The organism is Enterobacter cloacae complex sp. 2024EL-00227, from assembly GCF_043945315.1.
GTDB lineage: Bacteria > Pseudomonadota > Gammaproteobacteria > Enterobacterales > Enterobacteriaceae > Enterobacter > Enterobacter roggenkampii.
In genome coordinates, this window is record NZ_JBIMQP010000010.1 from 91,290 (window position 1) to 115,011 (window position 23,722).

Genomic DNA, 23,722 nt, shown 5'->3' on the forward strand with positions numbered 1-23,722 from the left:
CCAATTTTCGTCACCGCGCTTTCTGCGGGTTCCTTACCAGCCCGGCACCGCCCCGCCGTTAAAGATCGTCTCCGCCGCTTTCGCCACTTCAGGCGACTGATACGACTGGATAAATTCCTTCACGTTCTCGGCATCTTTGTTGTCTTCGCGCGTCACCACGATGTTCACGTACGGCGAGTTTTTGTCTTCGATAAAGACGCTGTCATGCACCGGCGACAGCCCGGTTTGCTGGATATAGGTGGTGCTGATGATGGCGACATCCACTTTCGGGTCGTCCAGCACGCGCGGCAGCTGCGCCCCTTCGAGCTCCATGATTTTCAGCTGTTTAGGGTTGGCGGTAATATCCAGCGCCGTCGGCAGCAGCCCGGTGTCCGGCTTCAGGGTGATGAGCTTCTCTTTTTGCAGCAGCAGTAGCGCGCGGCCAAGGTTGGTCGGGTCGTTTGGAATGGCAATGGTTGCCCCATCCTTCAGATCCGAGACGGATTTGATTTTGCGGGAATAGCCGGCCATCGGGAAGACAAAGGTGTTCGCCACGGCCACCAGCTTGTAGCCATGCGCCTTATTATCCTCTGCAAGGAACGGGCGATGCTGGAAGACGTTGGCATCCAGTTCCCCCTGGTTGGTGGCATCGTTAGGCAACAGCGAGCCGCTGAAGCCCACCAGCTCCACGTCCAGGCCATATTTCTCTTTCGCCACCTTTTTGGCGACTTCCGCCACGTCCTGCTCGGCGCCGTTGATGACGCCGACTTTAATGTGTTTGGCATCGCTGCCACTTTGATCGCACCCGGCCAGCAGCAGGCCAGCCAGTACCAGAGCACCCAATCGACGTTTCACAAGACAGTTCCTTTTGCTGAATGTTGTAGTGACTATATCGACAACGAGGCGGTGAAATAAAAACCGAAAAAGAATCAATAAGAAGGATAAGTTATATGCGGGTATGGCCGGGTGGCGCTGCGCTTACCCGGCCTGCGGATTCAGAGCTTAAAGGGCTTTCGCCAGGTAATGTCGCTGCATGCCCGGGTACGGATAATCCTGCAAAGACATCTGCAGCTGGTACCCCTGTTTTTCATAGAACGGACGCGCCTGGAAGCTGACGGTATCCACCAGCGCGTGCTTGCAGCCTTTGCGTCTGGCTTCATCTTCCGCCGTTTTGATGAGCTGGCTGCCCACGCCGGATCCGCGCACGGCATCGCTCACCCAGGGAAAGTCGATATTCAGCCAGTCGCCTTTACGCACCCCAATGAGCCCGCCGAGCATGGTGCCGATGTCGTCCCGCACGTAAACGCCAATATCCCCGCTGAATGTGGAGAGATCCAGAAACTGCGCATTGTAGGCTCTCAGGCCCGTGAGTAACTCTTCTTTTTCCTGCGCCGTAACCGCATGAGTAATGCTCAGGTGCATATTTTTCTCCTTGTTATCTGTGCCGTTTCACTATCTCACACACGCAACGTGGAGAAAATTCATACTTTCGGCTGGCGTCGCTACACTGAATGTAACGATATATTTCATGGGAAGCCTGTGACGTCAAAAGGGGGTTGTTGATGAAAGCTGCACACCTTGTCTGCCTGCTGGTTTGTCTGCTGTTCGCCGCGTTTGTCCATGCTCAGGAAAAGGAGGATCCGGCGAAAGAGGCGCAGATTAAGCAACAGGTCCTGAAAGATATTAAGAAAACCTGTACGCCACAGAAAAAGCAGAGCGATAAGGCCTGGCAGGCGATGATTTTGTCGTCAGAGGCCAATCAGCTGCTGATCAAAAATGCCGTTACCGCCGTGAAGCGTGACAACCTGGACGCCTACTGGGCGGCGATTGGTCAGGTGGATTGTATGGAAGATTATTGAATGCTGCTTGCCGGGTGGCGGCTGCGCCTTACCCGGCCTACACAATATTTTTAACGCTTACGCACGTCTGGAATGATCAAATCCCCGCGCAGCACATACGAACCCAGCATCTGCGTTTTCTCCGTCAGCCAGCTCACGATACGCGCCGCCATCGCATCCATAGAATATTCAATCGCCGGGATCACCGGAATACCCGGCAGGTGCAGCGATCCGGCCAGGCTAAAGACCATAATGTCGTCCGGCACGGATTTATTAAACGCCTGCAGCTGCGGGATCACCCGCTGGGCTTCCTGCTCGTCCGCCACCAGCAGCGCGTTGAAGTTCAGCGTGCTGGCGTTATTCAGCAGCTCCTGTAGCGCAACGGACGACGAGGTCGCGTCCATGAACACAAGGTTGCGATTAAAGGGCAGGAAATTTTTCTCCAGCGCGTGCTTGTAGCCGAGCAGCACCTGGTCAGCAAAACCGCTGCCGTGCGGATGGATCAGGGCAATCTGGCGTCGCCCCTGGCTGGTCAGGTAGTTACAGGCGGTTTCGGCGGCAAAGGCGTGATCGAACTGGATGCTGTTGGAATTATCAGACTCCATGCAGTCCACCAGAATGACGTTGTCCATGTCGACGTCCAGCGGGAAACGCGCGCCAATCACCAGGATGTCATCGCAAAGCCCGCAGGAGAGTTCCTCAAGAGCGTGCATCACTTCCGCTTTGCTGTGCGCGAAACGCAGCAGCAGGTGTTTTTGATGCTGGCTGAGCTGTTTTTCCAGCGCGTAGAGATAACCGGTGGTCTGGTTAATGTTTTCCTGGGCGCAAATCACCCCGATACAGCCCGTAGACTGGCTCAGCAGCGACTGGGCAATCACATTAGGCCGGTAGTTAAGCTCATCCACTGCCTTCAGAACGGCCTGACGGCTGGCTTCCTTTACGCCACGCGACCCACTCAACACTCGCGATACCGTGGCTTTAGACACCCCGGCAAGACGTGATACATCATTGATTGTCGACATCTCTTTCCCCTGGCAGGCTTACCTCGCGCCTGCAAATTCCATGACCGCTTCGGCTCACATTATAGCCAGAGCGGAGTATATCCGTTTCCGTTTTCCATGGAAACCGATTTTCCATTTCCACTCAAAATGATGTCAAAACAGCCAAATTATGTGACCTGCATCCGGTTAATTAGCCTCATAAGTATTGGATCTTGATGGTTGTCACAGTTCTGTCTTTTATCAATGGAAACCGGTTTCCGTATCATGTCCAATCATCCTCGCAATAACTTTTTACATTTAGAGGATGGTTGTCGATGTTCAAGATTATGCTGTGCTGCTCTGCCGGGATGTCCACCAGCCTGTTGGTCAGCAAAATGGTCGATGTCGCGAAAGAACGTGGTTTGCCGGTGAAGATTGATGCGTACGGTGTTTCCGAATTTGATACGCAGTTTCCGCAATACCAGGTGGTACTTCTCGGACCGCAAGTGAAATACATGTTACAGACACTCTCAGACAAGGCGGCGACGCATGGCATTCCGGTGCAGCCCATCGACATGATGGACTACGGCATGCAGCGTGGCGATAAAGTACTGGACTTTGCTCTGTCGCTCATCGAAGCGGCACACTAAAAGGTGTTCACATGAGTTCGTTATATCAATCCATGGTTGCGGTGATTGAGCAGTCAATTACCCCGCTGGCCGCGAAGCTCGGTCAGCAAAAGTACGTGATTGCCATCCGCGACGGCTTTACCGCCGCGCTGCCGTTTATGATCATCGGCTCGTTTATGCTGGTGTTCATCTTCCCGCCGTTCTCGGCGGATACCACTAACAGCTTCGCCCGCGGCTGGCTGGATTTTTCCCAAACCTACCGCGAACAGCTGATGCTGCCGTTTAACCTCAGCATGGGCGTGATGACCTTCTTCATCTCGGTAGGAATTGGGGCGAGCCTGGGGCGTCAGTTTAACCTCGACCCGGTGATGTCCGGCCTGCTGGCCTTTATGGCCTTCCTGCTGGTCGCCGCGCCGTATGCCGACGGCAAAATTTCAACCCAGTACCTCTCCGGCCAGGGCATCTTCACCGCGCTGATCGCCGCCATTTACTCAACCCGCGTGTACGCCTGGCTGAAGCAGAACAACGTCACCATCCGCCTGCCGAAGGAAGTGCCCACCGGCGTGGCGCGTTCGTTTGAGATCCTGATCCCGGTGATGGTGGTGATCGGCACGCTGCACCCGCTGAACCTGTTCATTGAAGCGCAGACCGGGATGATTATCCCGCAGGCGATCATGCACCTGCTGGAGCCGCTGGTGTCCGCGTCTGACTCCCTGCCCGCCATTCTGCTCTCCGTGCTGCTGTGCCAGATCTTCTGGTTCGCGGGTATCCACGGCTCGCTGATTGTTACCGGCATCATGAACCCGTTCTGGATGGCGAACCTCTCGGCAAACCAGGCGGCACTGGCCGCAGGCGCGGCGCTGCCGCACGTTTATCTGCAGGGTTTCTGGGATCACTACCTGCTGATTGGCGGCGTTGGTTCCACCCTGCCGCTGGCCTTCCTGCTGCTGCGCAGCCGCGTTACCCACCTGCGCACCATCGGCAAAATGGGCGTGGTGCCAAGCTTCTTTAACATCAATGAACCCATTCTGTTCGGCGCGCCGATCATCATGAACCCGATGCTGTTTATCCCGTTTGTGTTTGTTCCGCTGGTCAACGCCTGCCTGGCGTACGGCGCAACCAAGCTCGGCTGGCTGGCACAGGTGGTCTCGTTAACCCCGTGGACTACGCCCGCGCCGATTGGCGCCTCGTGGGCGGCGAACTGGGCGCTGAGCCCGGTGGTGATGTGCCTCGTCTGCATGGTGATGTCGGCGCTGATGTACCTGCCGTTCCTGCGCGCCTATGAGCGTACGCTGATTAAAAACGAAGAGCAGAAAGCCCAGGCTGCAACCGTGGGTGCCGCTGAAGCCACAAGCAATTAAGTCAAAGAGGAAGGGTCATGAAATACGCATTTCCCGATAACTTCTGGTGGGGCAGCGCAAGCTCCGCTCTCCAGACGGAAGGGACACGAGAGGGTGAAACCACGTGGGACTACTGGTTTGCCCGCGAGCCGAACCGTTTTCACAACGGCGTGGGGCCGCAGCACACCTCCACGTTTTATCAGCACTGGAAAACGGACATTCAGCTGTTAAAACAGCTGAACCACAACAGCTTTCGTACCTCGATTAGCTGGGCGCGCCTGATCCCCGACGGTATCGGTGAAGTGAACCCGGACGCGGTCGATTTTTATAATCAGGTCATTGATGAGCTGAATGAACAGGGCATCACGCCGTTTATCACCCTGTTCCATTTCGACATGCCGATGGCGATGCAGGAAATTGGCGGCTGGGAAAACCGTGACGTAGTGGACGCGTACGCCCGCTATGCGCAGATTTGCTTCGAGCTGTTCGGCGACCGCGTGCTGCACTGGTTTACCTTCAACGAGCCGATCGTGCCGGTGGAAGGCGGTTATCTGTACGACTTCCACTACCCCAACGTAGTGGATTTCCGCCGGGCGGCCACCGTGGCGTATCACACGGTGCTGGCCCATGCGAAGGCGGTTCAGGCCTACCGCGCCGGGCACTACGCGGGGGAGATCGGCATCGTGCTGAACCTGACGCCGTCGTATCCGCGTTCGCAGAACCCGGCAGACGTGAAGGCGGCGCACGTTGCGGATCTGATGTTTAACCGCAGCTTCCTCGACCCGGTCCTGCGCGGCGAATACCCGGCCGATCTGGTGGCGCTGCTGAAATCTTACGACCAGCTGCCCGCCTGCAAGCCGGAAGACGGTTTCCTGATTGCGGAAGGGAAAATCGACCTGCTCGGCATTAACTACTATCAGCCGCGTCGCGTGAAGTGTCGCGACAGCGCGGTGAACCCGCAGGCGCCGTTTATGCCGGAATGGTTCTTTGATAGCTACGAGATGCCGGGCCGCAAGATGAACCCGTACCGCGGCTGGGAAATCTACGCGCCAGGTATTTACGATATTCTGATTAACCTGCGCGACAATTACGGCAACCCCCGCTGCTTTATTTCTGAAAACGGCATGGGCGTCGAAAACGAACAACGTTTTATTGAAAATGGCCAGATTAACGATCAATACCGCATCGAGTTTATTTCCGAACATTTAGCCTGGCTGCATAAGGGTATTAGCGAAGGGTGCAATTGTCTTGGTTACCATATGTGGACGTTTATTGATAACTGGTCGTGGTGTAACGCGTATAAAAATCGCTACGGATTTATCCAGCTCGATTTAAAGACGCAGCAGCGGACCATTAAGAAAAGCGGGGAGTGGTTTGCCGCCACCGCCTTAAATAATAGCTTTGATAAAGAGTAATGATGATGATCGCACTAGAAGAAGCCGTAATGGAAATTATCGTCAACGCCGGGCAGTCCCGCAGCCTGTGCTTTGAAGCGCTGCACGCGGCGCGTCAGGGCAACATTGACGAGGCCAAAAGCCTGCTGCGCGAAGCCGACGGCTACGCGCGCCAGGCGCACAAGATGCAGACCAAACTGATCGAGCAGGATGCGGGCGAAGGCCGCCAGCCGATGACGTTAATCATGGTGCACGCGCAGGATCATTTAATGAACTCCTTATTAGCGCGTGAATTATCCGAAGAAATAATTCATTTATATCAGAGATAGTCTATGGCGAAATAAATTACTGTAATACCTCTGTACCTAAAATTAGAAATCCACTTGTTCTGATGATAGCGACATATTCTGTCAGATCGGAGCGGGATGGTTATTGTCTGAATAAAATTAAACTATATTGAGATAACCATGAATACGATTAAAAAACTTCCATTAACCATGGCGGTTATCGCCGCGCTTTGCCCAATTTCCGTGCTCGCCCAGGAATTCACGCAGGAGCAAATCGACGCCATTGTGGCGAAAGCGGTGGATAAAGCCCTGGCCGAACGTCAGGCTAAAATGGATGCCGCCGTCGCGAAAAAAGCGGACGTGGTGACCGAGCCGCAAAGCGCGGCGCAATCCCCGGACATGGCGATTCCGTTCGGGATTAAATTTACCGGCTACGCCCGCTACGGCGCGCACTTCCAGGCCGCCGATCAGAAATATGTGGCGGTGGATGGCTCCTACAACGGCGCGTCCGCGATCGGTCGTCTGGGTAACGAAGGCAACGGCGGCGAGTTCCAGCTCTCTAAAGCCTTCAAGGGAGAAAACGGCGCCATCTGGGACATCAACGTGATGATCGACCACTGGGGCGACGAAGTTAACCTGAAAAAAGCCTACGCGGGGGTGACCAACATTATGGCCTCCAACCCGAACGCCTACTTCTGGGCCGGTCGCGACTTCCACCAGCGTCCGCAGCAGGGCATCAACGATTACTTCTGGATGAACCACGACGGCCAGGGCGCCGGGGTGAAGAACTTCGATATCGGCGGCGTGCAGTTTGACGTCGCTGCCGTGGCGGCAGTGGAATCCTGTAGCCCGGAAGTGATGGAAGACGAAGCGAACCCGTCACGCATCACCTGTACCGGCGGGTCCGGCACGGGCGACAAAGGTAACTACGCGGCCACCTCTAAAATCCACGGTATGAAGCTCGGTCCGCTGGATCTGGAGCTGTACGCCAACTACGGCTTTGATTCAAAAGCGGTAGAGAGCGACGAGCGTCTGAACGCCTGGCAGGGCGGCGTGGTGCTGAGCCACACCAACGACAGCGGCGTGAACAAGGTGATTGCCCGCTACTCCGATAATTCGGACAACAGCGTGTTCAATAAAACCGAAGACCTGACCACGGTCTACGCCAGCTTCGAAGGGCTGTACAAATTCACCCAGGCCACGCAGGTGGAGTACATCCTCGCCTTCCACGACTACGACAACAGCCGTGATAAGACCGACAACCGCAAGAACTACAACGCCATCGTGCGCCCGATGCACTGGTGGAACGACGTTCACTCCACCTGGCTGGAAGCGGGCTGGCAGCACGTGGATTACGACAACGGCGGCGACAACAAAGGCTGGAAGCTGACCCTGTCGCAGAACATGTCTATCGCCATGGGGCCGGAGTTCCGTCCGATGCTGCGCTTCTACGTGACCGGCGGCAAGGTGGATAACGCACGCACCGCGCGCGTGAACAACACCAAAGACGAGACGCTCGACGACTTCAACGTCGGCGCGATGTGGGAGGCGTGGTTCTAGTAGAGCGCCGTTTGTTTCGCCCGGCGGCGCTGCGCTTGCACGGGCCTACAAGGTTTTGTAGGCCGGGTAAGCGTAGCGCCACCCGGCAAGATCCCATGTTATGCTACAAAAAAACCAACATAACAGGGGAGAAAATGGGTTCCACACGTAAAGGGATGCTGAACGTCCTGATCGCCGCCGTTTTATGGGGCAGTTCCGGCGTTTGCGCGCAGTACATCATGGAGAAAAGCCACATTTCTTCGCCTTACCTGACCATGGTTCGCCTGCTGTTTACCGGCGTGATCCTGCTGACGCTCTCCTTCGTTCACGGCGACAAGATTTTCTCGGTCATCAAACATCGCAAAGACGCCCTCAGCCTGCTTTTTTTCTCGCTGGTCGGCGCGCTCACCGTGCAGCTCACCTTCCTGCTGACGATTGAAAAATCCAACGCGGCAACGGCCACCGTGCTGCAGTTTCTGTCGCCAACGATTATCGTGGCATGGTTCGCGCTGGCGCGGAAAAAGCGCCCCGGCGTGTTTGTTTTGTCCGCGATTGTGACCTCACTTGTCGGGACGTTCCTGCTGGTCACCCACGGCGACCCAACCTCGCTCTCCATCTCGCCTGCCGCCCTGTTCTTCGGCATCGCCTCGGCGTTTGCCGCCGCGTTTTACACCACCTATCCGTCAACGCTGATTGCCCGCTACGGCACGCTGCCGATTGTCGGCTGGAGTATGTTGATTGCCGGATTAATGCTGACGCCGTTCTACGCCGGACGCGGCACCACCTTCGTGATCGACGGCAGCCTGCTGCTGGCGTTTTTCTACCTGGTGGTGATTGGCACCGCGCTGACGTTCAGCCTGTATCTGAAAGGCGCACAGATGATCGGCGGGCCGAAGGCGAGCATCCTGAGCTGCGCCGAGCCGCTGAGCAGCGCGCTGCTGTCGGTGGTGTTGCTGGGCGTGGCGTTCACCCTGCCGGACTGGCTGGGGACGCTGCTGATCGTGTCGTCGGTGGTGCTGATTTCGATGGATTCGCGTAGAAGGGTTAAGGCATCGGCGTAGCCTGATGCCCTCACCCCAACCCTCTCCCACGGGAGAGGGAGAAAAACACTACTTCGCTTTAACCTTCCCTGCCACCAGCAGCGCCGTCAGCAGCATCAGCGTACCGGAAATCACCAGCGGTGACGTCAGCCCCAGATGGTCGAGCGCCACGCCGCCAATGGCCGCGCCGCAGGTGTTCGCCAGCTGGATCACCGCCACCTGAATCGACCCGGCTTTTTCCGCCTGATCGGCAAGCGAGCGGGTGATCCACGTCGACCAGCCCACCGGCACCAGCGCAAAGGCAAAGCCCCAGATAATCGCAATGGCAGACGCGACCCACTTATCGCTGCCCCACAGCACCAGCACCGTGGCGCTCGCCGCCAGCACCAGCGGCGCACCCGCCAGCGCCACCTTCAGGGAGCGTTTCAGGAACTGCGACGACAGCGAGGTACCGACAAAGCTGGCGATACCAAAGCTCAGTAGCACCAGCGTCAGGCCGTCCACGTCAAAGCCCGCCATGATCATAAACACCGGGCGGATATAGGTAAAGAAGGCAAACTGCCCGGCAAAGGCCATAAAGATGGCGGTCATCCCCGCCAGCACGCCGGGGCGCTTGAGCAGCGCGAACATGTTCTGTTTATGGTGCGCCGCTTCGCCCGGCAGGGACGGCAGCGCTTTCCACACCCAAATGATGCAGAGCAGGCCCATCACCGCCGCGGCGTTGAAGACGTTACGCCAGCCAATAATCCCGCCGAGGAAGCTGCCTAACGGCGCGGCGATCACCAGCGCGATGGAGACCGCACCGAAGATAACGGACAGGGCCTTCGGCACCGTACGCGCCGGCACCAGGCGCATAGTGAGCGAGGCCGACATCGCCCAGAAGCCGCCGAGCCCCAGCCCCAGGCAGGCGCGACCGAGCAGCAGCAGGGTGAAGCTTTCCGCGAAGGAGACCAGCAGGCAGGAGAGCGTCAGCAGCACGCTGAACAGAATGACCACCTTGCGGCGGTCGATGGTGCCAATCACCTGGGTGATAAACAGGCTGGCGAACATCGCCACGAAGGCGGTGACGGTAACGGACTGCCCCGCCACGCCTTCGGAAATGCCCAGATCCTGCGCCATCGGCGTCAGCAGGCTCACCGGCAGAAACTCAACGGTAATCAGGCAGGCGACGCAGAACGCCACGGAGAAAACCGCCGACCAGTTGGGGCGTGAAACCTCTTTGGTCTGCGGTCGGGTCGTGGGCTGGATATGTTCTGTCATGGCGTCACCTGAAGATAAAAACGTGCGGAAAAGTCGCGCAGTTTATCATCAAAAGTGTGACGAATTTAACGTTTAGACAACTTTTGTGGTTTTTAGAGGGGATCAGTGGAGGTAAAACACGCCCTCTTCCGGCAGGAAGAGCTGGTTATAGCGTAGCTGGAAGGCGTTCAGCTCCTGCGGATCGGGCTCCATCTCGCGCATAAAGCCAAGCGCCAGACGAATTTGCGCATCGGTAATGGGCGCGGCCAGGCGGGCTTTACGCAGCATGCGGTGCCACGTGTGCAGGTTCTCCTCGCTGCCGTCGACAATGCAGACCTGCCAGATCAGCAGCACCTGCGCGGCGTTTTGCAGATGCGCCTCGTCCGGCCGTTCAAGGTAGCGGATAAACTCATTGCCCGGCGTTTTACCGAACTGATCGATCATCGACTCAACCGGCATCGGGGTGATGCCCAGACGCTCGCTTAAACGTTTGATGGCGCGGCGGGAATCTGAGGTCAGGACGCGAAATCCCACCACAAACACCACGGCAAGCGTTGCCAGCATTATCCAGACCATGCGTTCTCCTTTGACTAGCCGCTCATCATAGCGGGAAACGCACGGCGTCAACAGCGGGCATAACCAGAATAGTGCTCTGAAAAGACGTTGCGGAATGGGGGATCAGGTATTAACGCCGTCGGCGCAAATAAAAAAGCCCGGCATCACACACCGGGCAAAGAAGTTACCTGCACACTCAGGCTGTTTTTAATTTCTGCGCGCGATTTTCACGGCGAATTTTACGTTCTTCCAGCACCGCGACCATCGCCATCAGGACGATACAGCCGATCGCTGCCGCATCCAGCGCCGCGAAGGTGCCCGCCCAGCCGGTGAGGCCGAAAATTGGCGTGCCGTCGGCGATCATCCCCAGACCCAGCTTGGCAAAGCTGTCGCCGATCAGATAGGCGAAGGTGCCTTTAATCCCATCGGCGGCGCCGATCGCTTTTTTCGGTACGAAGCCCACTGCCGCCACGCCGATCAGCAGCTGCGGACCAAACACCAGGAAGCCGAGCGCGAACAGGGATGCGAGGTAAACGTACTGGTTGCTGGCGTGCTGGTAGACGCCGAGGGTGGCGATAATCAACGCCAGCGCGATGCAGGCCACCAGCGCGCGACGGCCGTTGGCGAGGTCGGAGAGCCAGCCCCACAGCAGCGTGCCGACCAGCGCGCCCACTTCGAACAGGGTGAAGCCCTGAATCGCCACTTCTTTAGAAAGCTTCAGCTCCTGGAAAGCATACACGGTTGACCACTGGTCAATGCCGATACGCACCACGTAGAGGAAGATGTTTGAGAAGCAGAGCAGCCAAATCACTTTGTTTTTCAGCACGTACTCAACAAAGATCTGCCATTTGGACATCTCGTTCTCTTCGGTCTCTTTGTCCTCTTCGCTGATCTCCTCGCCGAACAGCTCTTCGGCTTTGCCGAGGCCGTACGATTCTGGGGAGTCGCTGCCGTAGCGCAGGCCGATAAAGCCGACGATCAGGGCGATAATCGACGGGAAGATAAACATACCGATCACATGGCCGTCGAACAGGTAGTTTGCGCCGAACAGCGCTACGCCAGCCGCGCCCGCCCCGCCGAGGTTGTGGGAGATGTTCCACATGCCGAGGTAGGAACCACGCTTGCGGCGCGGGGTCCATTTGGTAATGGTGGAGTAGCTGCACGACCCGCCGGTACTCTGGAAGAAACCGCTCAGGGCGTAGAAGGCGATCATCAGGAACAGGCTAACGGAACCCGCGCCCATGCTGGCGCTGAAGCCGAGCATACAGATGGCGGAGAGGATCAGCATAAACGGCAGGAATTGCTTGGTGTTTTTGCCGTCCGCGTAGTAGGAAACGACGGTCTTGCCCACGCCGTAGGTGATGGAGAAGCCCAGGCCAATCATCCCCAGCTGCGTCATGCTCAGCCCGTAGGTCGAGATCATGTCGTTCTGCGCGATGTTAAAGTTTTTGCGGATCAGATACATGGTCAGGTAGCCGATGAAGACCACCAGATAGGACTGCATGAACGGTTTGAACCACATCTTGCGCCGCACGTCGAGCGGCAGATCCAGAGTCGGCTTGCGCACCTGGTTTAAGAAGGCCAGCATGGTTGGTTTACTCCTGAGCTGATTTTTGCAGCATTGTAAAAATCAGCCGGGAGAGATGCCTGAGACAGCGTCCAGGTAAAACCGGGAAAATTTCCTAGTTTTGCGCCACTCGGGGTGAAAAGGTGAGGCGCATCACATCACGCTGGCTTCACGCGGGGCCTGCGCATGTAAAAACGGCAGCAGCAGCAGGGCGGAAATGCCCGCCGCGATGGCGATCACCGCGAAGAAGCCACTCCAGTGCCAGATGTCGATGACCCGCGCCAGCGGCCAGCCGGAGAGCGATGCGCCGAGGTAGGCAAACAGCCCGACAAAGCCCGTCGCCGCGCCGGCCGCCTCCTTGTGCGAGCACTCCGCCGCCGCCATGCCGATCAGCATCTGCGGGCCAAAGACGAAGAAGCCGGTGGTGAAGAAGCACGCCGCCTGCATGACGTAGCTGGCGAACGGCATCAGCCACAGCGAGCCAACAGAGAGCAAAATCCCGGCGGCAAAAATCAGGTTCATCGGGCCGCGGTTGCCGTTGAACAGCTTATCCGAGCCCCAGCCCGCCACCAGCGCGCCGATAAACCCGCCCAGCTCGAACATTGTCACCGCCGAGTTGGCGGTCACCAGGTCCACGCCGAGCGTCTCGGACATGTACAGATTGCCCCAGTCGTTGATAGCCGCGCGCACCACGTAGACCAGCACGTAGCAGAGCGACAGCAGCCAGATGTACGGGTTTTTCAGCACGTATTTGGTGAGGATCTCCCTGCGGGTCAGCCCCGCGCCCTCCTGCTGCTGGGCAATCTCCATCTCGTCGTGCCGCCAGTCGCCCACCGGCGGCAGGCCCACGGTTTGTGGCCTGTCGCGCAGGCGCCAGCAGAGGAACAGCCCGGCAACAATCGCCAGGCCACCGGCAATCATCATCCCCGCGCGCCAGCCGTAGTGCAGCGCCGCGGCCCCCACCACCATCGGGATCAGCGCCCCGCCGACGTTGTGCGCGGTGTTCCAGACGGCCCACCAGCCGCCGCGTTCGTTGCGTGAGTACCAGGCGGTGAGCAGGCGGGCGCAGACCGGCGCGCCCCAGCCCTGGAAGAAGGCGTTCAGCGCCCACAGCAGGGCAAAGGCCCACAGCGAGGTGGAGAAGCCAAACAGAATATTCACCACGCCGGTGGCGATCAGCCCAACGCCCATGAAATAACGGGCATTTGAGCGATCGCTGACGATGCCGGAGAAGAACTTCGAAAGGCCGTAGGTGATGTAGAACAGCGTCGCCAGCAGGCCGATGTCGGTGCGCGTCATCACACCGCTGGCAAGGATTTCCGGCGCGGCGGCGTTGAAACTTTTACGGGTGAAGTAGAACAGCGCGTAGCCGAGCCAGATGGTAATCAGAATATGACGTCGCCAGTAGCGGTAGCGGGCGTCGATTTCCGCTTTGTTGCTTAACGGGGCTGCGCTGGCTGGGGTTTTAAACATGATGCGTCCTTAACGGCAAACTGACGCTGACGCGCGTCCCGTGGGTGCAGGAGAGGCTCAGCGTGCCGCCCAGCGCCTTCACGCGCTCGCGCATGCCCGCCAGGCCAAAGCCCTGCTGCCCGGAGCCGGGCGGCAGGCCGCAGCCGTCGTCTTCAATCACCAGCATCAGGCGCTCGTCCTGCTGCCAGCCCTGGATCGTGACCGCGCTGGCGCTGGCGTGCTTGACGATATTGTTCAGCCCTTCCTGACAGACGCGGAACAGCGTCACGCGCTGGCCTTCGCTCAGCGCAGGTTCGCTAATGCGCCAGTCGAGATGGCTGACAATGCCGCGGCTTTCCAGCTCCATCTCGCGCATCAGGGAGCGTACCGCCTGCTCCAGCGACAGGTCGTCAAGCTGGCGCGGCCGCAGCCTGCCGAGCAGGCGTCGCACCGAGTCATACACGCCCAGCGAAAGCTGTTCAATATGCGCCCCGCCCTGCTTCACGCCTGCGTTTTCTGCCGCCAGGCGCTGGACAATGCCCGCCTGGGTGCGGATGGCGGTGATCGTCTGGCCGATGTCATCGTGCAGCTCGCGGGCGACCTCCTGCCGCACGCTCTCTTCCGTCTCCAGCAGGCGTTCAGCCAGACGCCGGTTGCGCGCCAGCTCGGTTTGCAGGGACTGGTTCAGCTCGCGCAGGCGCTGAATGCCCGCCCCCAGCAGCAGCCCGGTCAGGCTCTGGGCCAGCAGCGAGAGCAGCAGATCCACCGGATGGTCGTGCCAGGTCTGGCTGGCGATCAGCGCGATGGCGTTCATCAGGGTCGCGATCAGCGCCCCCTGCCAGCCGTAGTGCCAGGCCAGGGCGATAATCGGCAGCGCCAGGCAAAACGGCGTGAAGCGTGAAAGCTCGGCGGGCAGACCAAGCTGGAGCCAGAGGCTCACCACGAACAGCAGCAGATACCAGATGAGATGCCGGGCGCGCCAGTTCACCGGTTGGGACACCAGCCCCGGACCAAGCGGCTGCCAGACGGTGCTGGAGAGATAGTGCCAGATAACGAGGCAGGTCGGTGCCAGCGTCAAGCCGCCGGTGAGGGTCAGCAGCAGGGCGTTGAGCATCTCCCTATCGCCAACCCACGGCAGGGACTGCAGCAGCGCGGCGGCAATCAGCGCCGCCCCCTGGCGCAGCAGCGTGCGCCAGTCGCGCTGGTGACGATAGCGGGAAATGAGGGCAACCGGGAGAAGCGTGAGCAGGCTTCCGGTCATCAATAAGGGCAGATGCGCGAGGGCCACTTCCTGCGCCAGCCAGACCAGCAGCAGCCACTCTGCGCCCAGCAAAACGGGCCAGTAGCCGCGCGGGCACTGGAGCATTAACCCCAGACGCAGGCCGAAGGGAAACAGCAGCACCGCCAGCTCAGGACGTTCCACCAGATGCAGGCTGATGCTCCACAGGCAGAACCACGCGGCGGAGAAGATGAAAAAGCTGGCAACGACGGCGATCAGCCGCGAAAAGACGGGACTCATTGCCAGCTGTCGAACATGCAGCGCGCCAGCTCGACGTCGTTGCTGACGTTGAGTTTTTCCATCAGGTTGGCGCGATGGACGTGCACGGTCTTCGGCGACAGATCCAGCTCGGCGGCAATCTCTTTTACCGACATCCCCTGCGCGAGCTTCTCAGCCACCTGACGCTCGCGCCGGGTGAGCGGATCCTGTCGTCCAGCCGCCAGCTTGATGGCGATTTCCGGCGTCAGGTAGCAACCGCCGGTGGAGACGGTGCGCACGGCGGCAATCAGCTCGTCCGGGCTGCAGCGTTTAGAGAGGAAGCCGCGTGCGCCCGCGTTGAGTGCCTGCTCGACCAGCGCCGGGCTGTCGTGGACCGAGAGCATAATGGTCGCCATTCCTTTCGGCAGCTGGCTTAACAGCTCCAGCCCGGAGAGATCCGGCATCGAAATGTCGCAGATACAGACCTGCACCCCGCGCCCCGGCAGGCCCGCCAGCGCCTCGCGGCCGGAGCCAAACTCGGCCACGACCTGGAAATCCGGTTCGAGGTTGAGAAGCTGGGCAAAGCCAGAGCGGACGATAAGGTGGTCGTCGATAAGGGCGATGGTGGTCATGTGTGTTCCTGCGGTCTGAAAAAGCCGGATGGCGCTGCGCTTATCCGGCCTACAAGAGCGAAAGACGCTTACCTTAAGCGATCTATTCGAAGAACACCGCAATTTTGTTAAACATGGTGGGATCGGACTGGTTGCGAGCCACGTTGGTGACGTCCTCCAGCTTGTCGATTTGCGCCATCATCTGCTCCAGACGCTGGTCATCGTTGACCAGTAGCCAGATGCGGCTGTGCTCGCTGCCCTGAATCGGCAGACAGAGAATGCCTTCCACGTTAAACGCCCGGCGGGCAAACAGCCCGCAGACGTGGGTCATGACGCCAGGGTGGTTGCGGACGGTGAGTTCCAGAATGACGTTATCATGTTGTTTCTGCATGGCTTATTCTCCCACCATCTCAGTATTTGCCGCACCCGGCGGCACCATCGGATACACTTTTTGTTCAGGGTCGATACGCACGTGGATCAGCGCCGGGCCCGGACGCGAGATCGCCGCCTGCAGCGCCGCGTGGGCATCCTCTTCCGCGTTCAGATCGCAGGTGTGCAGGCCAAAGCCGGCGGCAATCTGCATAAAGTTAATCATCCCCGGATAGGTCGCCGCAAATACGCCCTGCTTGTAGAACAGGCTCTGCTGCTGGTGCACCAGCCCCAGCGCCTCGTTGTTCATCAGGATGATTTTCACGTCTAACTGGTTTTCGGCTGCGGTCGCCATCTCCTGAATGTTCATCATCAGGCTGCCGTCGCCGGAGAAGCAGATGACCTTGCGGTCCGGATTCGCCAGCGCTGCACCTACTGCTGCAGGCAGACCAAAGCCCATGGTGCCGAGGCCGCCTGAGGTCAGCCACTGGCGCGGACGGTTCAGCGGGTAGGCCTGGGCGGTCCACATCTGGTGCTGGCCCACGTCGGTGGTGATAATCGCGCTGTCGTCGACGCAGGCGGCCACGGCGTTGATCAGGCCATAGTGGCTCAGCGGATCGCCTTCAGTTGGGATCGCGCCCGGGAACTCGCGCTGCAGATCGGCCACCAGCTGGCGCCAGTCGGCGCGATCGGTCGCGTCGGTTTGCGGGATCAGCTGCGCCAGCACTTCGGCTACGTCCCCCTGAATCGCCACGTGCGGCTGCTTGATTTTACCCAGCTCGGCGCGATCGATATCCACGTGAATGATTTTCGCGTTCGGGCAGAACTCCTCGGTTTTGCCAATCGCCCGGTCATCAAAACGCGCGCCCATCACAATCAGCAAATCCGCCTCTTGCAGGATGTAGTTGGTGCTGCGCGCGCCGTGCATGCCCAGCATCCCCAGGGACAGCGGGTGCGCTTTAGGCAGCATACCCAGCGCCATCAGGGTCATGGTGGTCGGCAGGTTGGCTTTTTCCGCAAACTGGCGGATTTCATCCGCAGCGTTAATCGCCCCGCCGCCCAGATAGAGCACCGGGCGTTTGGCGGCGTTAATCATGGCGGCGGCGTCGCGTACGCTCTCAGCGCTGAACTCCGGCGCGGGGGCACGCTCGCCCGGCTCCGGCAGAACGTCGATCTCGATCTCTGCGGTCTGGACATCCTTAGGAATGTCTATCCACACCGGGCCCGGGCGGCCGGACTGCGCAATGCGGAACGCATCGCTGATAACCTGAGGAAGTTCTGCGATGTCGCGAACTAAATAGTTATGTTTGGTGATGGGGATAGAGATGCCGTAGGTATCCACTTCCTGGAACGCATCGGTACCGATCATCGAGGACGGCACCTGGCCGGTAATGCAGATCAGCGGAATGGAGTCGAGGCGCGCGTCGGCGATGGCGGTGACCAGGTTGGTTGCGCCCGGCCCGCTGCAGGCCATACAGACCGCCGGTTTACCCTGCGTGCGCGCCATGCCCTGAGCGATGAACCCCGCCCCCTGCTCGTGGCGCGCCAGCACGTGGCGGATCTGCGTGCTTTGGCTTAACGCATCGTACAGCGGCAGCACCGTGCCGCCAGGGATGCCCGCAACCGTGGTGATGCCCTGTCGCTCCAGCAGATGAACGATCAGCTGCGCGCCGGTAAAACGCGTCTTGGTGGATGTTGTGCCCGAACTTGCCATGCTCCAGTCCTTTTCTTCTGAGCCGACTTTCCGGGGAGGGTCCTAAACGAAAAACCCCGCCCGGTTTGCGCCGGCGGGGTTTTGGATTCGTGTGTTGATCCAGTCCCTACGGCGCATTGCCGACGACCACCACCACACGCACGACGACCACTGCGGCTGGTTGCGCAGTTTTTAGTAGGGTCGAAGTGAAGATGGATGAAGTCATTGGGGACCTGTGTTTGGAATCATTGATGGAATTTATACAAACACAGGTTTTCGGGCGTGACAATGGAAATATTTTCATCTGCGCAAAAATGCGTCAGGGATCACGTTTCGTTTGTTGGGGGATGAAAACAAAAAACCCCGCCGAAGCGAGGTTTTTATCAGGGTTTTGCGGTTGGTCGCCGCAGAACACACTGTGTTACGTCAACGCAAAAAGTATACGCGATCGAAGACGAACGCGCAATTCCGGCACGGATTTTGACGTTTTTGAGTATGGATCGCCTTCCAGATTTTGTCCACAAAATACTGTTCATACGTACAGTATTTATCTATACTGAGGGTGTTCGCAGTGAGCGAGGGGGCCGCAGTTCTACCGGCGCAACGAAGTCCTGGCTGAAACGGGTGGTGCCGTCAGTGCCTTAACCCCTGAAGTGAGCACACTGTGTTACGTCAATCCAGGTGCTGGCAACAGGCGGCGGAAAGGTACGCCAGCATCGTGCTCCTTTTAACCAAAAGGAGACGCGTATGAGCGTAGTGGATATGGTGATACTTATCCTCAAACTCATTGTTGCTGTACTGCAACTGCTTGATGCTGTCCTGAAATTCGTTCGGTAATTCAGGTTCAAGTCGCACCTGAGAGGGGCGGGCAACCGCCCCTCTTTAATAACGAGGGAATGCTATGTCGCGTCTGTTAATTGAGCCCGTCACACCGGATGAGCCGGGGTATATCGCCCTGAAGGCGGAAAGTATTGCACTGAATTTCAACATGCTACGCAGGCTGGAAGAGAGCTGGCAGCGGGGTGAGAACCGCTTTAACGCGCCGGGTGAAAAGCTGCTGGGGGCGTTTCTCAACGGCAAGCTGGTGGGCGTGTGTGGCCTCAACCGCGATCCGTTCAGCCAGCAGCCGCGCGCAGGGCGTATTCGCCATCTCTACGTCAGCGAGAAGTGCCGCGGGCTGGGGATTGGCAAGCAGCTTTTAACCGTTGTGATGGCCGATGCCAGCATCTGGTTTGATTTCCTCAATACCCATGCGCCGGACGCTGCCTACGGGTTTTATCGCCGGGCAGGGTTTACGCTGGTCTCGGACGAACCGCGGGTGACGCACCGCCTTTTTTGTGCGGTATAAGCGGCTGGCAGCTTCAGGGCGTGAATGTTACAGTTGAGTGACAATTCACCACCCGACACGCCATGACCCTCACCGTATTCTGTATTTTGCTGTTTGCCGCCCTGCTGCATGCCAGCTGGAATGCCATCGTTAAAGCCGGAACGGACAAGCTCTATTCCGCGATTAGCGTCAGCGGGTCCGCCACGCTGATTGCTCTGGTGCTGCTCCCCTTCTCTCCCCAGCCCTCTGCCGAAAGCTGGCCGTTTTTGATCGTCTCCTGTGCCTTACAGGTGGTCTACACCGTGCTGGTCGCGAAGACCTATCAGGTTTCCGATATGAGCCAGACCTACCCGCTGATGCGCGGCACCGCCCCGCTGCTGGTGGCGCTGATCGGCGTGCTGGCGCTTGGCGATCGTCTCTCCTGGCTCGCCTGGTCCGGCATCGGGGTAATTTGCCTGTCGATTCTGGCGATGGCAATGAACGGGCGCATGAAGTCACGCAAGGGGATCTGGCTGGCGCTGCTGAACGCCTGCTTTATTGCGGGATATACGCTGGTGGACGGCACCGGCGTGCGGCTGTCGGAGACCGCGCTGGGCTATACGCTGTGGACCTTCTTTATGAACGGCTTCTGCCTGCTGAGCTGGGCGATGGTCGCGCGTCGGCGCGAGGCGTCCGGCTACCTGCGTCTGCACTGGAAAAAGGGGCTGCTTGGCGGGGTGGGGACTATGGGCTCTTACGGTCTGGCGCTGTGGGCGATGACGCAGGCGCCGCTGGCGGTGGTCGCGGCGCTGCGTGAAACCTCCATACTCTTTGGCGCGCTGATCGCTTTTTTGCTTTTAAAAGAGAAGGTTGCGGGCCTGCGCATTGCAGCAGCGCTGGGTATCGCCGGCGGCGCCATTCTGCTGCGCCTGGCGTAAAGCACTGGCAACATTAGTTGCCGTTCTTGTTTACAAATCCTGCCTTTACCGGTTTTTTCATTCACCGCGACAATGCTTAAATTGTCATCTCTCTGTGGTAGATTCCTCGCGCATTTATGGGAATGCGCAGTCACTTATTCTTCATTTTTCTCTTTTGGCAAAAGTATTCAGCGACATGAAAAAGCAACGGAACGTTAACTTATTGTTGATGCTGGTGTTACTGGTGGCCGTCGGTCAGATGGCGCAAACCATCTACATTCCGGCGATTGCCGACATGGCAAAGGAATTGAACGTCCGCGAGGGCGCGGTACAGAGCGTAATGGCGGCCTACCTGCTGACCTATGGCGTTTCGCAGCTCTTCTACGGCCCGCTCTCCGACCGCGTCGGGCGTCGCCCGGTGATCCTGGTGGGCATGAGCATTTTCATGGTGGCGACGGTAATTGCCATTACCACCCACAGCCTGACCGTACTGATTGCCGCCAGCGCCCTGCAGGGCGTGGGGACCGGCGTTGGCGGGGTGATGGCGCGAACCTTACCGCGCGATATGTATCAGGGCACCCAGCTCCGTCATGCCAACAGTCTGTTGAATATGGGGATTCTGGTCAGCCCGCTGCTGGCCCCGCTGATCGGCGGCCTGCTGGACACGATGTGGTCCTGGCGCGCCTGCTACGCCTTCCTGCTGGTGCTGTGCATCATTGTCACCTTCAGCATGGCGCGCTGGATGCCGGAAACGCGTCCGCAGGACGCGCCGCGCACGAAGCTGCTCGCCAGCTATAAAACGCTGTTCGGCAACGGCGCGTTTACCTGCTACCTGCTGATGCTCATCGGCGGCCTGGCGGGCATCGCGGTGTTCGAAGCCTGCTCCGGCGTGCTGCTGGGCGCGGGGCTGGGCCTGAGCAGCATGGTGGTGAGCATTCTGTTTATTCTGCCGATCCCGGCGGCGTTCTTCGGCGCGTGGTTTGCCGGTCGACCAAACAAACGCTTCTCCACCCTGATGTGGCAGTCGGTGATCAGCTGTCTGCTGGCGGGTCTGATGATGTGGATCCCGGGGCTGTTTGGCGTGATGACCGTCTGGACGCTGCTCATCCCGGCGGCGCTGTTCTTCTTTGGCGCGGGGATGCTGTTCCCGCTCGCCACCAGCGGCGCGATGGAGCCGTTCCCGTTCCTTGCAGGTACGGCGGGCGCGCTGGTGGGCGGTTTGCAGAACATCGGTTCCGGCGCGCTGGCCTGGCTCTCGGCGATGATGCCGCAGACCGGGCAGGCTAGTTTGGGCCTGCTGATGACGCTGATGGGGCTGCTGATTTTACTGTGCTGGCTGCCGCTGGCGTCGCGTGTCCCGCATCACGAGCAGCCGGTTTAACCGCATGATGGCCCGGCTTCTCGCCGGGCTTTTCACAGACGGGCGCAATCATCGCCTGCAGTAACGGCTCTGGCGCTGGCCGCCAGGCCCCCTCTTCCCCGTCGTAAAACTGGAAGTCCGCGTTAAGCGCATACGGAATTTTCGCCTTTTGCAGCTCGCAGGCCATATAGGTGGCAAAGGCCATTTGCGAGGCGGTTGGCGTTAAGCGACTTGACTCCCCCACGCCCCAGCCCCCGACCCAGCTAACGTGCCCGGTTTTTTGCTGCCAGTGCAGCGCGGCATTGATGCGGTTACGGATAGCCGCTTTCTCCGCCGCCGTGCCGGACGTCCACGGGTATTTACCGCCATTTTTCAGCGGCCCCCACGGGAAAATATGCCACTCCGCCAGCAGATAGGTTTGGCTGTGCGCGGGCAGCTTCAGGCTGGATAACTCCTCCGGCGCGGCACGCAGGCGTGGCGCAATGAAGATCATGCGCTGCGGGTCGATGTCGTGGATCGCTTTAACGGTTTTTTCATACACGCGGTTTAGCGACGCCAGATTGTGGTTGAGCTTGTCGGCCGGCTCATAAATGAGATCAAAACCCAGCAACGGGTAGCTTTGACCGAAATAGTGCGCCACGGCAATCCACCAGTTGACCGTCTCTTTCTCGTTATCGGCTTTCGGGTCGTTTTTATATTCATCAGCCTGATACGCGACTATCGGGATCACGCCATACTGCTCACAGGCTTCTACCAGCTTGCGCAGGTGGATCAGCCGAGCTTCCGTCGGCTCGTCGGCCACGCGGATGCGCACGTGGGTAATGCCTTTAGCCCGAAAATCGCGGACCACCAGCGGGTCGAATTCGCGTATGCCGCGCTCGGTGCGCGCCCAGTCCACATCCATACCGACGCCAAGCTGCTGCGCATAACGGGCAGCCGTCAGCGGCGGCTCAGCGGCAATGGCCCAGCCGGAAGAGATCAGTAACGCGGTCGCTATAAGAGGCTTTAACACGGTTTACCCTGGATAAATCGAAAGCATTACCTGTATTTAGCACGCTTTTTCACATTTGGTGTAGCGCGAAAGCGTAATAATTCTTCAACCTGCCAGTTCTCTCAGCCAGCCGATAAAGGCGTCTATTTTCGGCCACTGTCGGCCCGAAAGCGTCGAAACATAGTAGTGCTGATGGCATTTCAGGGTCTTGTCACCAAACGGGGCGATCAGTTCGCCCCGTTCAAGCCGTTTTTGCACCAGCCGCTTTCTGCCCATCGCGACGCCGACGTGGTTGATGGCCGCAATAATCGCTAAGTCCGAACGATCGAAACCAATGCCCGACGATGGCGGCATATTCACCGCAAAGTGCTGCGCCCAGCTCAGCCACTCATCCGTACCGGAATCATTGCTCCAGGCCTGACGGTCATGCAGCAGCGTGCAGTGGCTAAGGTTATCGGGGTTTTTCAGCAGCTCATGCTCGCGGGCATACTGCGGCGAGCAGACGGGCAAAATCTCTTCGTCCATCAGGAAGTGATGAGACAGATGGTTTGGCGGCTTATCGTCGAAATAGAGCGCCAGATCGACGCCCGTTCGCTGCATATTGACGTAATCATTGCCGGTAAGGACGGTAAGCGATATTGACGGATAGCGGCGGGTAAAGTCGCCCAGCATGGGTACCAGCCAGCACTGAGCGATCGACGGCCGGGAGTAGACCGTCAGCGTGCCGGACAGCGCCTGGTTTTTGATGTCCAGGATCTCCTGATTCAGGGTGTCGAGGGACGATTTTAGCGTCCAGTAAACGCGCTTTCCCTCCTGCGTCAGCTCGACTTTACGGTGCGAACGGACAAACAGCTGAATACCCAGCTCCTCTTCCAGCAGGTTGATGCGGTGGCTCACCGCGCTGGGGCTGAGCGACAGCTCCTCCGCCGCCAGCGCGAAGGATTCATGCCGGGCCGCCACTTCAAAGGTGTACATTTTCGACAGCTGCCAGCCGTTTAATAGTCGGTTTCTGGCTTCATTTGCATCGGTCATCACAATTCTCACGCGTGTTTTCTGCGCCCAGCATACCGTTCATGGGTGAATTTATGTGAACCTAATGCGGATTAAGTGCGTTTTTTAGAGCGCAGTCACTCAGTTGATTCAATCTGGCTCACCTGAA

General features: G+C 58.8%; 25 protein-coding genes. 11 read left to right on the plus strand and 14 right to left on the minus strand.

What is annotated here, in order from left to right; translation table 11 throughout:
* Nucleotides 1-33: 33 nt before the first annotated feature.
* Both nlpA and ACHH0Z_RS17650 read right to left on the minus strand, forming a co-directional pair.
* A complete protein-coding gene (gene nlpA / locus ACHH0Z_RS17645; protein ID WP_008500128.1) occupies nucleotides 34-834 on the minus strand; it encodes a lipoprotein NlpA in 801 nt (266 codons plus the stop codon).
* A 147-nt stretch (nucleotides 835-981) separates the two neighbouring features.
* Nucleotides 982-1,401, minus strand: a complete 420-nt coding sequence (locus tag ACHH0Z_RS17650) for a GNAT family N-acetyltransferase (RefSeq protein WP_045406884.1) — start codon at nucleotides 1,399-1,401, stop codon at nucleotides 982-984.
* Nucleotides 1,402-1,541: 140 nt separating this feature from the next.
* On the opposite strand from ACHH0Z_RS17650, the gene ACHH0Z_RS17655 reads away from it, so the two are divergent.
* The gene (locus tag ACHH0Z_RS17655; RefSeq protein WP_023326396.1) at nucleotides 1,542-1,838 is read left to right on the plus strand and encodes a YicS family protein; all 297 of its coding nucleotides are present in this window, start codon (nucleotides 1,542-1,544) and stop codon (nucleotides 1,836-1,838) included.
* A gap of 50 nt (nucleotides 1,839-1,888) precedes the next feature.
* Here the strand turns inward: ACHH0Z_RS17655 and ACHH0Z_RS17660 are convergent, their stop codons facing one another.
* Nucleotides 1,889-2,839, minus strand: a complete 951-nt coding sequence (locus ACHH0Z_RS17660) for a LacI family DNA-binding transcriptional regulator (protein ID WP_023293714.1) — start codon at nucleotides 2,837-2,839, stop codon at nucleotides 1,889-1,891.
* Between the two features lie 293 nt (nucleotides 2,840-3,132).
* On the opposite strand from ACHH0Z_RS17660, the gene ACHH0Z_RS17665 reads away from it, so the two are divergent.
* From ACHH0Z_RS17665 to ACHH0Z_RS17690, 6 genes are all read left to right on the plus strand, one after another.
* On the plus strand, nucleotides 3,133-3,447 hold the full coding sequence (locus ACHH0Z_RS17665) for a PTS sugar transporter subunit IIB (protein ID WP_008500132.1): 315 nt from the start codon (nucleotides 3,133-3,135) through the stop codon (nucleotides 3,445-3,447).
* A gap of 11 nt (nucleotides 3,448-3,458) precedes the next feature.
* Nucleotides 3,459-4,787: a PTS sugar transporter subunit IIC gene (locus ACHH0Z_RS17670; protein ID WP_025910681.1), complete on the plus strand. Its 1,329-nt coding sequence runs from the start codon at nucleotides 3,459-3,461 to the stop codon at nucleotides 4,785-4,787.
* 17 nt (nucleotides 4,788-4,804) lie between these two features.
* On the plus strand, nucleotides 4,805-6,181 hold the full coding sequence (locus tag ACHH0Z_RS17675) for a glycoside hydrolase family 1 protein (protein ID WP_021242701.1): 1,377 nt from the start codon (nucleotides 4,805-4,807) through the stop codon (nucleotides 6,179-6,181).
* A gap of 5 nt (nucleotides 6,182-6,186) precedes the next feature.
* On the plus strand, nucleotides 6,187-6,489 hold the full coding sequence (locus ACHH0Z_RS17680; RefSeq protein ID WP_029741865.1) for a PTS lactose/cellobiose transporter subunit IIA: 303 nt from the start codon (nucleotides 6,187-6,189) through the stop codon (nucleotides 6,487-6,489).
* A gap of 138 nt (nucleotides 6,490-6,627) precedes the next feature.
* The gene (locus ACHH0Z_RS17685) at nucleotides 6,628-8,007 is read left to right on the plus strand and encodes a carbohydrate porin (RefSeq protein ID WP_023326394.1); all 1,380 of its coding nucleotides are present in this window, start codon (nucleotides 6,628-6,630) and stop codon (nucleotides 8,005-8,007) included.
* Nucleotides 8,008-8,141: 134 nt separating this feature from the next.
* Nucleotides 8,142-9,047: a DMT family transporter gene (locus ACHH0Z_RS17690; protein WP_045406881.1), complete on the plus strand. Its 906-nt coding sequence runs from the start codon at nucleotides 8,142-8,144 to the stop codon at nucleotides 9,045-9,047.
* 48 nt (nucleotides 9,048-9,095) lie between these two features.
* Here ACHH0Z_RS17690 and nepI read toward each other — a convergent pair whose 3' ends face one another.
* The 9 genes from nepI to ivbL form a co-directional block, all read right to left on the minus strand.
* Nucleotides 9,096-10,286, minus strand: a complete 1,191-nt coding sequence (gene nepI, locus ACHH0Z_RS17695) for a purine ribonucleoside efflux pump NepI (RefSeq protein WP_045406878.1) — start codon at nucleotides 10,284-10,286, stop codon at nucleotides 9,096-9,098.
* Between the two features lie 102 nt (nucleotides 10,287-10,388).
* The gene (locus ACHH0Z_RS17700) at nucleotides 10,389-10,841 is read right to left on the minus strand and encodes a DUF1198 domain-containing protein (RefSeq protein WP_014830062.1); all 453 of its coding nucleotides are present in this window, start codon (nucleotides 10,839-10,841) and stop codon (nucleotides 10,389-10,391) included.
* Nucleotides 10,842-11,016: 175 nt separating this feature from the next.
* Nucleotides 11,017-12,408 (minus strand): hexose-6-phosphate:phosphate antiporter, encoded by a 1,392-nt coding sequence (uhpT, locus tag ACHH0Z_RS17705; protein WP_023345165.1) that lies wholly within the window; start codon nucleotides 12,406-12,408, stop codon nucleotides 11,017-11,019.
* A 132-nt stretch (nucleotides 12,409-12,540) separates the two neighbouring features.
* The gene (locus tag ACHH0Z_RS17710) at nucleotides 12,541-13,860 is read right to left on the minus strand and encodes an MFS transporter (RefSeq protein ID WP_045406875.1); all 1,320 of its coding nucleotides are present in this window, start codon (nucleotides 13,858-13,860) and stop codon (nucleotides 12,541-12,543) included.
* Nucleotides 13,853-15,358, minus strand: a complete 1,506-nt coding sequence (gene uhpB / locus ACHH0Z_RS17715; protein WP_045406873.1) for a signal transduction histidine-protein kinase/phosphatase UhpB — start codon at nucleotides 15,356-15,358, stop codon at nucleotides 13,853-13,855. Before uhpB ends, ACHH0Z_RS17710 begins: the two co-directional genes overlap by 8 nt.
* Nucleotides 15,355-15,948 (minus strand): transcriptional regulator UhpA, encoded by a 594-nt coding sequence (gene uhpA, locus ACHH0Z_RS17720; RefSeq protein ID WP_008500143.1) that lies wholly within the window; start codon nucleotides 15,946-15,948, stop codon nucleotides 15,355-15,357. The genes uhpB and uhpA overlap by 4 nt, the downstream gene beginning before the upstream one ends.
* A gap of 82 nt (nucleotides 15,949-16,030) precedes the next feature.
* Nucleotides 16,031-16,318, minus strand: coding sequence for an acetolactate synthase small subunit (ilvN, locus tag ACHH0Z_RS17725; protein WP_008500144.1), 288 nt, complete (start codon nucleotides 16,316-16,318; stop codon nucleotides 16,031-16,033).
* A gap of 3 nt (nucleotides 16,319-16,321) precedes the next feature.
* Complete coding sequence (gene ilvB, locus ACHH0Z_RS17730; RefSeq protein WP_008500145.1) at nucleotides 16,322-18,010, minus strand: acetolactate synthase large subunit; 1,689 nt, start codon at nucleotides 18,008-18,010, stop codon at nucleotides 16,322-16,324.
* Between the two features lie 106 nt (nucleotides 18,011-18,116).
* On the minus strand, nucleotides 18,117-18,215 hold the full coding sequence (gene ivbL / locus ACHH0Z_RS17735; protein ID WP_057979964.1) for an ilvB operon leader peptide IvbL: 99 nt from the start codon (nucleotides 18,213-18,215) through the stop codon (nucleotides 18,117-18,119).
* A 521-nt stretch (nucleotides 18,216-18,736) separates the two neighbouring features.
* On the opposite strand from ivbL, the gene tisB reads away from it, so the two are divergent.
* From tisB to emrD, 4 genes are all read left to right on the plus strand, one after another.
* Nucleotides 18,737-18,826 carry a type I toxin-antitoxin system toxin TisB gene (gene tisB / locus ACHH0Z_RS17740; protein WP_008500146.1) on the plus strand — a complete coding sequence of 30 codons (90 nt, stop codon included), beginning with the start codon at nucleotides 18,737-18,739 and terminating at the stop codon, nucleotides 18,824-18,826.
* Nucleotides 18,827-18,890: 64 nt separating this feature from the next.
* On the plus strand, nucleotides 18,891-19,337 hold the full coding sequence (locus ACHH0Z_RS17745; RefSeq protein WP_025910712.1) for a GNAT family N-acetyltransferase: 447 nt from the start codon (nucleotides 18,891-18,893) through the stop codon (nucleotides 19,335-19,337).
* Between the two features lie 62 nt (nucleotides 19,338-19,399).
* A complete protein-coding gene (locus tag ACHH0Z_RS17750) occupies nucleotides 19,400-20,233 on the plus strand; it encodes an EamA family transporter (RefSeq protein WP_045406871.1) in 834 nt (277 codons plus the stop codon).
* Between the two features lie 175 nt (nucleotides 20,234-20,408).
* Nucleotides 20,409-21,593 (plus strand): multidrug efflux MFS transporter EmrD, encoded by a 1,185-nt coding sequence (emrD, locus tag ACHH0Z_RS17755; RefSeq protein ID WP_045353354.1) that lies wholly within the window; start codon nucleotides 20,409-20,411, stop codon nucleotides 21,591-21,593.
* Here emrD and ACHH0Z_RS17760 read toward each other — a convergent pair.
* Together ACHH0Z_RS17760 and dsdC are read right to left on the minus strand one after the other, a co-directional pair.
* Complete coding sequence (locus ACHH0Z_RS17760) at nucleotides 21,496-22,584, minus strand: cellulase family glycosylhydrolase (RefSeq protein ID WP_045372109.1); 1,089 nt, start codon at nucleotides 22,582-22,584, stop codon at nucleotides 21,496-21,498. The genes emrD and ACHH0Z_RS17760 overlap by 98 nt on opposite strands.
* 84 nt (nucleotides 22,585-22,668) lie before the next feature.
* The gene (gene dsdC, locus ACHH0Z_RS17765; RefSeq protein WP_039267106.1) at nucleotides 22,669-23,595 is read right to left on the minus strand and encodes a DNA-binding transcriptional regulator DsdC; all 927 of its coding nucleotides are present in this window, start codon (nucleotides 23,593-23,595) and stop codon (nucleotides 22,669-22,671) included.
* Nucleotides 23,596-23,722: the final 127 nt, after the last annotated feature.

What these genes read in the sequence shown, in the direction of transcription:
- ilvB (WP_008500145.1), bottom strand. Translation starts at nt 18,010, where the DNA reads ATGGCAAGTTCGGGCACAACATCCACCAAGACGCGTTTTACCGGCGCG.
- ACHH0Z_RS17750 (WP_045406871.1), top strand. Translation starts at nt 19,400, where the DNA reads ATGACCCTCACCGTATTCTGTATTTTGCTGTTTGCCGCCCTGCTGCAT.
- ACHH0Z_RS17745 (WP_025910712.1), top strand. Translation starts at nt 18,891, where the DNA reads ATGTCGCGTCTGTTAATTGAGCCCGTCACACCGGATGAGCCGGGGTAT.
- ACHH0Z_RS17700 (WP_014830062.1), bottom strand. Translation starts at nt 10,841, where the DNA reads ATGGTCTGGATAATGCTGGCAACGCTTGCCGTGGTGTTTGTGGTGGGA.
- ACHH0Z_RS17650 (WP_045406884.1), bottom strand. Translation starts at nt 1,401, where the DNA reads ATGCACCTGAGCATTACTCATGCGGTTACGGCGCAGGAAAAAGAAGAG.
- emrD (WP_045353354.1), top strand. Translation starts at nt 20,409, where the DNA reads ATGAAAAAGCAACGGAACGTTAACTTATTGTTGATGCTGGTGTTACTG.
- ACHH0Z_RS17660 (WP_023293714.1), bottom strand. Translation starts at nt 2,839, where the DNA reads ATGTCGACAATCAATGATGTATCACGTCTTGCCGGGGTGTCTAAAGCC.
- ACHH0Z_RS17680 (WP_029741865.1), top strand. Translation starts at nt 6,187, where the DNA reads ATGATCGCACTAGAAGAAGCCGTAATGGAAATTATCGTCAACGCCGGG.
- uhpB (WP_045406873.1), bottom strand. Translation starts at nt 15,358, where the DNA reads ATGAGTCCCGTCTTTTCGCGGCTGATCGCCGTCGTTGCCAGCTTTTTC.
- ACHH0Z_RS17655 (WP_023326396.1), top strand. Translation starts at nt 1,542, where the DNA reads ATGAAAGCTGCACACCTTGTCTGCCTGCTGGTTTGTCTGCTGTTCGCC.
- ACHH0Z_RS17665 (WP_008500132.1), top strand. Translation starts at nt 3,133, where the DNA reads ATGTTCAAGATTATGCTGTGCTGCTCTGCCGGGATGTCCACCAGCCTG.
- ACHH0Z_RS17670 (WP_025910681.1), top strand. Translation starts at nt 3,459, where the DNA reads ATGAGTTCGTTATATCAATCCATGGTTGCGGTGATTGAGCAGTCAATT.
- dsdC (WP_039267106.1), bottom strand. Translation starts at nt 23,595, where the DNA reads ATGACCGATGCAAATGAAGCCAGAAACCGACTATTAAACGGCTGGCAG.
- nepI (WP_045406878.1), bottom strand. Translation starts at nt 10,286, where the DNA reads ATGACAGAACATATCCAGCCCACGACCCGACCGCAGACCAAAGAGGTT.
- ACHH0Z_RS17685 (WP_023326394.1), top strand. Translation starts at nt 6,628, where the DNA reads ATGAATACGATTAAAAAACTTCCATTAACCATGGCGGTTATCGCCGCG.
- ACHH0Z_RS17690 (WP_045406881.1), top strand. Translation starts at nt 8,142, where the DNA reads ATGGGTTCCACACGTAAAGGGATGCTGAACGTCCTGATCGCCGCCGTT.
- ACHH0Z_RS17675 (WP_021242701.1), top strand. Translation starts at nt 4,805, where the DNA reads ATGAAATACGCATTTCCCGATAACTTCTGGTGGGGCAGCGCAAGCTCC.
- ACHH0Z_RS17710 (WP_045406875.1), bottom strand. Translation starts at nt 13,860, where the DNA reads ATGTTTAAAACCCCAGCCAGCGCAGCCCCGTTAAGCAACAAAGCGGAA.
- uhpA (WP_008500143.1), bottom strand. Translation starts at nt 15,948, where the DNA reads ATGACCACCATCGCCCTTATCGACGACCACCTTATCGTCCGCTCTGGC.
- ivbL (WP_057979964.1), bottom strand. Translation starts at nt 18,215, where the DNA reads ATGACTTCATCCATCTTCACTTCGACCCTACTAAAAACTGCGCAACCA.
- uhpT (WP_023345165.1), bottom strand. Translation starts at nt 12,408, where the DNA reads ATGCTGGCCTTCTTAAACCAGGTGCGCAAGCCGACTCTGGATCTGCCG.
- ilvN (WP_008500144.1), bottom strand. Translation starts at nt 16,318, where the DNA reads ATGCAGAAACAACATGATAACGTCATTCTGGAACTCACCGTCCGCAAC.
- tisB (WP_008500146.1), top strand. Translation starts at nt 18,737, where the DNA reads ATGAGCGTAGTGGATATGGTGATACTTATCCTCAAACTCATTGTTGCT.